Here is a 7,188-nt window from a genome sequence, read left to right on the forward strand (position 1 = left end):
CCGCATCGCGCGATGCGGCATAACGCCGGCAGGAACCGCATGCGCATACCCCGCATTTATCACCCCGAAGCTCTAACCGTTAACAGTGAAGTTCTGCTTGATGAAGATGCCGCCAACCACGTCGGCCGCGTGCTGCGCATGAGCGCCGGACAGCAGATCGAGCTGTTTGATGGCAGTAATCTGACTTTTAGCGCCGAAATCACCCAGGCCGACAAAAAGCGTGTAAAAGTAAAGGTCCTTGCCAGCCAGCCTGACGATCGCGAATCCCCGCTGCACTTACACCTCGGTCAGGTGATGTCGCGCGGTGAAAAAATGGAATTCACTATCCAGAAATCGATCGAACTGGGCGTGAATGTGATTACGCCCTTGTTTTCTGAACGCTGTGGCGTAAAGCTGGATGCCGAACGCCTGGCGAAAAAGATTCAGCAGTGGCAGAAAATTGCCATCGCCGCCTGCGAGCAGTGCGGTCGTAATCGCGTGCCGGAAATCCGCGCCGCGATGACGCTCGAAGCCTGGTGCGCCGAAGCGGATGACGGCCTGAAGCTCAATCTGCATCCGCGCGCCAGTCACAGCATCAATACGCTGCCGCAGCCGGTTGAGCGCGTACGGCTGCTGATTGGCCCGGAAGGCGGCCTGTCGGCAGAGGAAATTGCCATGACGGCGCAGCACGGCTTTACCGATATCCTGCTCGGTCCGCGCGTTTTGCGCACCGAAACCACGGCGCTCACCGCCATCACGGCACTTCAGGTGAGGTTTGGTGACCTCGGTTAAGGGATACTTTCAGCCCGAAGACACACGCAGATAACTGACCAGCACAACGCTTTCGCACGGAACGGGGTGGCTGAATTCCCCTTTGAGGAGAGAATAATGATTAAGCTTGGCATCGTTATGGACCCGATTTCGTCCATCAACATTAAAAAAGACTCCAGCTTCGCCATGTTGCTGGAAGCACAGCGCCGCGGTTATGAAATTCACTACATGGAGATGGGCGATCTGTCGCTGCGTGGTGGCGTGACTTACGCGCGCACCCGGCTGCTGAGCGTCGAGCAGAACTACGATCAGTGGTATACGTTTGGCAGCGAGCAGACTATCCCGCTGGCCGATCTTAACGTGGTGCTGATGCGTAAAGACCCGCCGTTTGATACCGAGTTCATTTACGCAACCTATCTGCTGGAGCGCGCGGAAGAGCAAGGCACGCTGATCGTTAACAAACCGCAGAGCCTGCGTGACTGCAACGAAAAACTCTACACCGCCTGGTTTGCCGACCTGACGCCAGACACGCTGGTGACGCGCAACAAAGAGCAGCTGCGCGCGTTCTGGCAGGAGCATGGCGATGTAATCTTCAAGCCGCTCGACGGCATGGGCGGCGCGTCGATTTTCCGCATCAAAAAAGATGATGCCAACTTCGGCGTGATCACTGAAACGCTGACCAACCACGGTCAGTTCTTCTGCATGGCGCAAAATTATCTGCCGGCGATCAAAGACGGTGATAAGCGCGTGCTGGTGGTCGATGGTGAACCGGTGCCATACTGCCTGGCACGCATTCCACAGGGCGGCGAAACCCGTGGCAACCTCGCCGCCGGTGGCCGCGGCGAAGCCCGTCCGCTGAGCGACAGCGACTGGGAAATTGCCCGCCGCGTAGGTCCGACATTGAAAGCCAAAGGGCTGATTTTTGTCGGCCTCGATATTATCGGTGATAAACTGACAGAAGTTAACGTCACCAGCCCAACCTGCATCCGCGAAATCGAGGCGGCGTTCCCGGTCTCCATCACCGGCATGCTGATGGACGCGATTGAAAAACGTTTGGGCTGAGGATGCCGCAGGAGTGAGAGCTCCGTGAACCACCCAAAGCCGGTGCAGCCGTTCAGCACCGGCTATTTTTGGTAAACGAGTGAGAATGAATTTACAGCACCATTTCTTGATTGCGATGCCGTCGCTGCAGGACCCTTTCTTCAAACGCTCGGTGGTGTATATCTGCGAGCATAACGAAGAGGGTGCCATGGGTTTGATCGTTAACAAGCCGATGGACAACCTGACGGTCGAAGGCATCCTGAAAAAACTTAAGATCAGCCCATCAGAACGCGATCCTGCCATCAAACTGGACAAACCGGTGTTTGCCGGTGGCCCGCTGGCGGAAGATCGTGGCTTTATTCTGCACTCGGCCCAGCGCGTGTTCTCCTCCAGTGTCCGCATTTCTGACAATACGGTGATCACCACTTCACGCGATGTGCTGGAAGCGATCGGCACGCGTGAACAGCCAGAGAACGTGCTGGTAGCGCTGGGTTATTGCGCATGGGAGAAGGATCAGCTGGAAAATGAGCTGCTGGAGAATGCCTGGCTGACCACGCCGGCCAATACGCAGATCCTCTTCCAGACGCCGATTGCCGAACGCTGGCGTGAAGCCGCGCGCAGCATGGGTGTGGACATCCATAACATGACCAGCGATGCAGGGCACGCCTGATGGCCAGTGAAACGCTGCTCGGCTTTGACTTCGGTACCAAAAGCATCGGCGTTGCCATCGGGCAACAGCTGACCGGCACTGCGCGCCCGCTCACCGCGCTGAAAGCGCAGGACGGCACGCCGGACTGGGAGCTCATTGGTAAGCTGCTGAAAGAGTGGCAGCCGGATTACGTGGTGGTTGGCCTGCCACTCAACATGGACGGCAGCGAACAGCCGCTGACGGCGCGCGCGCGCAAGTTTGCTAACCGGCTGCACGGCCGCTTCGGCGTGCGTGTGGAGCTGCAGGATGAGCGCCTGAGCACCGTAGAAGCGCGTGCCGACCTGTTCGAACGCGGCGGCTATCGCGCGCTGCAGAAAGGCCATATCGATTCGCAGTCCGCGGTGATTATCCTGCAGGACTGGTTCGAGAGGCATTAAATCAGCCCGAACGCGGCCGCGCGGTTTCGCGCCGCCGTGTCGGCGGTTCTCAGGGCACGTCCCCGCTCAAATTAATCCCGCCTCACGCCGGGCCTGCTCGCTCTGGGCGAAAGTCTGCATCCCTGCCTGCGCGCCGGTCTGCAACACACCGGGCAGCTGATGCATTTTGCCTTCGCGGATCAGGTTAGCGACCGCCGGCGTCGCCACCAGTACTTCAAACAGGCCAATGCGGCCACCGGCTTTGGCGGCGACTAAACGCTGCGCCAGCACCGCTTTCAGGCTGCCGGCCAGCTGCGTGCGCACGAGGTTTTTCTCCTCGGCCGGAAACACATCCACCAGCCGGTCCACCGCCTGCGTCGCGCCGCGCGTATGCAGCGTGGCCAGCACCAGATGGCCGGTCTCAGCAGCGGTCAGCGCCAGCCGGATGGTGTCGCTGTCGCGCAGCTCACCCAGCAGGATCACATCCGGATCTTCACGCAGCGCCGCTTTTAATCCGAGCTGAAACGAAGCGCAGTGCGCGCCGATTTCGCGCTGCTGAATCAGCGAACGCTGGCTGTGATGGACAAACTCGATCGGATCTTCCAGCGTGATAATGTGTCGCGCCTGCTGACGATTTAGGCTATCCACCAGCGCCGCCAGCGTGGTGGATTTGCCGCTGCCGGTCGCGCCGGTGATGAGGATAAGCCCTTCCTCCAGCTGCAGCAGCGAGCGCACCACGTCCGGCAGCTGCAGGCGCGCTATATCCGGTGGCTGGCTGGCAATCAGCCGCAGCGCCAGCGCCAGTCCGTGACGCTGGCGGAACAGATTGGCGCGCAGCCGGCTGCCGTTGCCGAGCGTGATAGCGAAATCGACGTGACCGCTACTGGCTAACTCGCTGCGCTGCACGGCGCTAAGCCACTGCTCGCTAAAGGCCTGTAGCCAGCGCTCAGGCAAGCTGTGCTGTTGCGGTATTGGCTCCAGCACGCCCTGCCGGCGCCAGTGCGGTAAATGTCCGCTGCAAAGGTGCAGATCGGCCGCATTATGCTTTACACTAAGCGCCACAACGTCATCCAAATCCATTTAACTTCTCCTGACTATGACTTCCATTGAGCACAACTTACAGCAAGTGCGCGAGCGTATCGCTGCTGCCGCCGCGCGTTGCGGCCGCGCGCCAGAAGAAATTACGCTGCTTGCAGTGAGCAAAACCAAACCTGCGAGCGCTATCGCAGAAGCCATTGCCGCCGGACAGCGCGCCTTCGGTGAAAATTACGTGCAGGAAGGGGTTGAAAAAGTTGCCGAACTGGCCGCACATCCTGATCTGCAATGGCACTTTATCGGGCCGTTACAATCCAATAAAAGCCGTCTGGTGGCGGAAAACTTTGCCTGGTGCCATACCGTTGACCGTCTGCGTATCGCGCAGCGGCTGAACGATCAGCGTCCGGCCGCGCTGCCGCCGCTCAACGTGTTAATTCAGGTAAATATCAGTGACGAGCACAGCAAATCTGGCATCATGCTGGAGGCCGTCGCCGGGCTGGCGCAACAGATTGCCGCCCTGCCGCGTTTGCGCCTGCGTGGACTGATGGCAATTCCGGCGCCCGAGCAGGATTACGCGCGCCAGCTGGCGGTGTGCCAGCAGATGGCCAGCGCGTTTCGCGCCTTGCAACAGGACTATCCTGGCGTCGATACGCTTTCTCTGGGAATGAGCGACGATATGGATGCGGCGATTGCCGCAGGCAGTACGATGGTGCGCATCGGCACCGCGGTATTTGGCGCGCGGGATTATGCACGCCCTTCACAACAATAATTGAGGAACCTCATGTTAACACTGACGTTTTTAGTCAAAACGCTGATTGATCTGTACGTGATGGTGCTGCTGCTGCGCATCTGGATGCAGTGGTCACGCTGTGACTTTTACAATCCGCTGGCGCAGTTTGTCGTGAAGATCACCCAGCCGATTGTTAAACCGCTGCGCCGCATTTTGCCGGCGCTGGGACCGATTGACACCGCGTCACTGCTGCTGGCATTCGTGCTGACCACGCTGAAATATCCGATTCTGCTGCTGATTCAGGTCGGGGTGTTCTCCGTCGATCCGACCAACCTGCTGGTGGGCCTGCTGTCACTGGTCAAATCCGCCGGCTATCTGGTGTTCTGGGTGATCATCATTCGCTCGCTGATGAGCTGGATCAGCCAGGGACGCGGCGCGATGGACTATGTGCTGATCCAGCTGACCGAACCGCTGATGGCACCGATTCGCCGTATCCTGCCGGCGATGGGCGGCATCGATTTCTCAGCGATGATCGTGATTCTGGTGCTGTATGCGCTGAACTTCCTCGGTATGGACCTGTTCCCGGGTCTCTGGTACCTGCTGTAATTCGTTAATCTGGAACTGTTATGCAAAAAGTTGTGCTCGCCACCGGTAATCCGGGCAAAGTACGTGAACTGGCCGATCTGTTAGCGGCCTTCGGCCTGGATATCGTGGCGCAAACCGAGCTGGGCGTAGAGTCTGCCGAAGAGACCGGGCTGACCTTTATCGAAAACGCCATCCTGAAAGCGCGCCACGCGGCGCAGATCACCGGCCTGCCGGCGATTGCCGATGACTCCGGGCTGGCGGTCGATGCGCTGGGCGGCGCACCGGGCATTTACTCGGCGCGCTATGCCGGCGTTGATGCCAGCGACCAGCAGAACCTCGACAAACTGCTGCAGGCGCTGGAGCAGGTGCCGGACGGCGAGCGCCAGGCACAGTTCCACTGCGTACTGGTGTACGTGCGTCACGCCGCCGACCCGACGCCGCTGGTGTTCCACGGCAGCTGGGCCGGGGAGATTACCCGCGCGGCCGCCGGTGAAGGCGGTTTCGGTTATGATCCGATCTTCTACGTGCCGGCGCTGGGTAAAACCGCCGCCGAGCTGAGCAAGGATGAAAAGCGTGCCGTGTCGCACCGGGGTAAAGCATTGACGCTGCTGCTGGAAGCGATGCGCAATGCCTGAGTTACCACCGTTAAGCCTTTATATCCACATCCCGTGGTGCGTGCAGAAATGTCCGTACTGCGACTTCAACTCGCACGCGCTCAAAGGCGAAGTGCCGCACAGCGAGTATGTGCAGCATCTGCTCCACGATCTTGACCAGGACCTGCCGCTGACCGCCGGGCGCGAAGTGCGCACCATCTTTATCGGCGGCGGCACGCCCAGCCTGCTGAGCAGCGAGGCGATGCAGCAGCTGATGGACGGCGTGCGTGCGCGCCTGCCGCTGGCGGCGGACGCCGAAATCACCATGGAAGCCAATCCGGGCACGGTGGAAGCCGATCGCTTCAGCGGCTATCAGCGGGCGGGCATTAACCGGATTTCGATTGGCGTGCAGAGTTTCAGTCCGCAAAAGCTGACGCGCCTGGGCCGCATCCACGGTCCGGACGAGGCGCGCCGCGCGGCACAGCTGGCGGACGGTCTCGGCCTGCGCAGCTTTAACCTCGACCTGATGCACGGCCTGCCGGATCAGTCGCTGGAAGAGGCGCTGGACGATTTGCGCCAGGCGATTGCCCTCAACCCGCCACATCTGTCGTGGTATCAGCTGACCATCGAGCCCAACACGCTGTTTGGTTCACGCCCGCCGGTATTGCCGGATGACGATGCGCTGTGGGATATCTTTGAGCAGGGTCATCAGCTGCTGAGCGCCGCAGGCTATCAGCAATATGAAACCTCGGCCTACGCCAAACCGGGCTATCGCTGCGAGCATAACCTGAACTACTGGCGCTTCGGTGATTACCTCGGCATCGGCTGTGGCGCGCACGGCAAGCTGACACAGCCGGACGGGCGCATCGTGCGCACGGTGAAAACCCGTCATCCGCGCGGTTTTATGAAGGGCAACTATCTGGATAAGCAGCATGACGTGCCGGACGAGGACAAGCCGTTCGAGTTCTTCATGAACCGTTTCCGCCTGCTGGAAGCCGCGCCGCGCGCCGACTTTCAGCGCTACACCGGGCTGGAAGAGGCAGTGATTCGCCCGCAGATCGACGCAGCCATTGCCGCCGGTTATGTGCAGGAGCAGCCAGAGCACTGGCAGATCACCGAAAAAGGCAAACTGTTCCTCAATTCGCTGCTGGAGCTGTTCATGTAAATTCAGCGGAGAAGGCACGCGCCTTTTCCGCTGGCAGCCGTACTAAACCGCACGGCTGCATCTGTTACGCTCAGGCGACCATCACCTCATTATTGATTAACAGCGTCGCGCTGTGGTCGAGACTCTCAAACACCTGCCACACTTTACCACCGCTCTGCTGCGTCCCCTGCTGCTGCCACTGCTGATAAAATTGCGTGCTATCGCTGAGCTGCACCACGTCGCCG

The 7,188-nt window shown here is 59.8% G+C and carries 9 protein-coding genes; 8 read left to right on the plus strand and 1 reads right to left on the minus strand.

Features of this window, described 5'->3' with window-relative positions:
• Positions 1 to 39 precede the first annotated feature (39 nt).
• From rsmE to ruvX, 4 genes are all read left to right on the plus strand, one after another.
• Positions 40 to 771 (plus strand): 16S rRNA (uracil(1498)-N(3))-methyltransferase, encoded by a 732-nt coding sequence (rsmE, locus tag ERD80_RS18265; protein ID WP_021506632.1) that lies wholly within the window; start codon positions 40 to 42, stop codon positions 769 to 771.
• 96 nt (positions 772 to 867) lie between these two features.
• The gene (gene gshB, locus ERD80_RS18270) at positions 868 to 1,812 is read left to right on the plus strand and encodes a glutathione synthase (RefSeq protein WP_021506631.1); all 945 of its coding nucleotides are present in this window, start codon (positions 868 to 870) and stop codon (positions 1,810 to 1,812) included.
• A gap of 85 nt (positions 1,813 to 1,897) precedes the next feature.
• A complete protein-coding gene (locus ERD80_RS18275; RefSeq protein ID WP_136547960.1) occupies positions 1,898 to 2,461 on the plus strand; it encodes a YqgE/AlgH family protein in 564 nt (187 codons plus the stop codon).
• Entirely contained in the window at positions 2,461 to 2,877 is a 417-nt protein-coding gene (gene ruvX, locus ERD80_RS18280; RefSeq protein ID WP_136547962.1) for a Holliday junction resolvase RuvX, read from the plus strand. Before ERD80_RS18275 ends, ruvX begins: the two co-directional genes overlap by 1 nt.
• A 66-nt stretch (positions 2,878 to 2,943) precedes the next feature.
• Here the strand turns inward: ruvX and ERD80_RS18285 are convergent, their stop codons facing one another.
• Positions 2,944 to 3,936, minus strand: a complete 993-nt coding sequence (locus tag ERD80_RS18285; protein WP_136547964.1) for a type IV pilus twitching motility protein PilT — start codon at positions 3,934 to 3,936, stop codon at positions 2,944 to 2,946.
• Positions 3,937 to 3,952: 16 nt separating this feature from the next.
• Here ERD80_RS18285 and ERD80_RS18290 point away from each other — a divergent pair, with 16 nt between their 5' ends.
• The 4 genes from ERD80_RS18290 to hemW are packed head-to-tail and all read left to right on the plus strand — an operon-like array spanning position 3,953 to position 6,964.
• Positions 3,953 to 4,660 carry a YggS family pyridoxal phosphate-dependent enzyme gene (locus ERD80_RS18290; RefSeq protein ID WP_021506627.1) on the plus strand — a complete coding sequence of 236 codons (708 nt, stop codon included), beginning with the start codon at positions 3,953 to 3,955 and terminating at the stop codon, positions 4,658 to 4,660.
• A gap of 12 nt (positions 4,661 to 4,672) precedes the next feature.
• Positions 4,673 to 5,227: a YggT family protein gene (locus tag ERD80_RS18295; RefSeq protein ID WP_021506626.1), complete on the plus strand. Its 555-nt coding sequence runs from the start codon at positions 4,673 to 4,675 to the stop codon at positions 5,225 to 5,227.
• Between the two features lie 20 nt (positions 5,228 to 5,247).
• Positions 5,248 to 5,841 carry an XTP/dITP diphosphatase gene (locus ERD80_RS18300; RefSeq protein WP_059011651.1) on the plus strand — a complete coding sequence of 198 codons (594 nt, stop codon included), beginning with the start codon at positions 5,248 to 5,250 and terminating at the stop codon, positions 5,839 to 5,841.
• Positions 5,834 to 6,964: a radical SAM family heme chaperone HemW gene (gene hemW / locus ERD80_RS18305; RefSeq protein WP_136547965.1), complete on the plus strand. Its 1,131-nt coding sequence runs from the start codon at positions 5,834 to 5,836 to the stop codon at positions 6,962 to 6,964. Before ERD80_RS18300 ends, hemW begins: the two co-directional genes overlap by 8 nt.
• Positions 6,965 to 7,188 lie beyond the last annotated feature (224 nt).

This window comes from Pantoea sp. R102 (assembly GCF_004916815.1).
Lineage (GTDB): Bacteria > Pseudomonadota > Gammaproteobacteria > Enterobacterales > Enterobacteriaceae > Pantoea > Pantoea dispersa.

Bases quoted from the DNA above. Each gene is read 5' to 3' on its own strand.
- rsmE (WP_021506632.1), top strand. From the start codon at position 40: ATGCGCATACCCCGCATTTATCACCCCGAAGCTCTAACCGTTAACAGT.
- gshB (WP_021506631.1), top strand. From the start codon at position 868: ATGATTAAGCTTGGCATCGTTATGGACCCGATTTCGTCCATCAACATT.
- ERD80_RS18300 (WP_059011651.1), top strand. From the start codon at position 5,248: ATGCAAAAAGTTGTGCTCGCCACCGGTAATCCGGGCAAAGTACGTGAA.
- ruvX (WP_136547962.1), top strand. From the start codon at position 2,461: ATGGCCAGTGAAACGCTGCTCGGCTTTGACTTCGGTACCAAAAGCATC.
- ERD80_RS18275 (WP_136547960.1), top strand. From the start codon at position 1,898: ATGAATTTACAGCACCATTTCTTGATTGCGATGCCGTCGCTGCAGGAC.
- ERD80_RS18290 (WP_021506627.1), top strand. From the start codon at position 3,953: ATGACTTCCATTGAGCACAACTTACAGCAAGTGCGCGAGCGTATCGCT.
- hemW (WP_136547965.1), top strand. From the start codon at position 5,834: ATGCCTGAGTTACCACCGTTAAGCCTTTATATCCACATCCCGTGGTGC.
- ERD80_RS18295 (WP_021506626.1), top strand. From the start codon at position 4,673: ATGTTAACACTGACGTTTTTAGTCAAAACGCTGATTGATCTGTACGTG.
- ERD80_RS18285 (WP_136547964.1), bottom strand. From the start codon at position 3,936: ATGGATTTGGATGACGTTGTGGCGCTTAGTGTAAAGCATAATGCGGCC.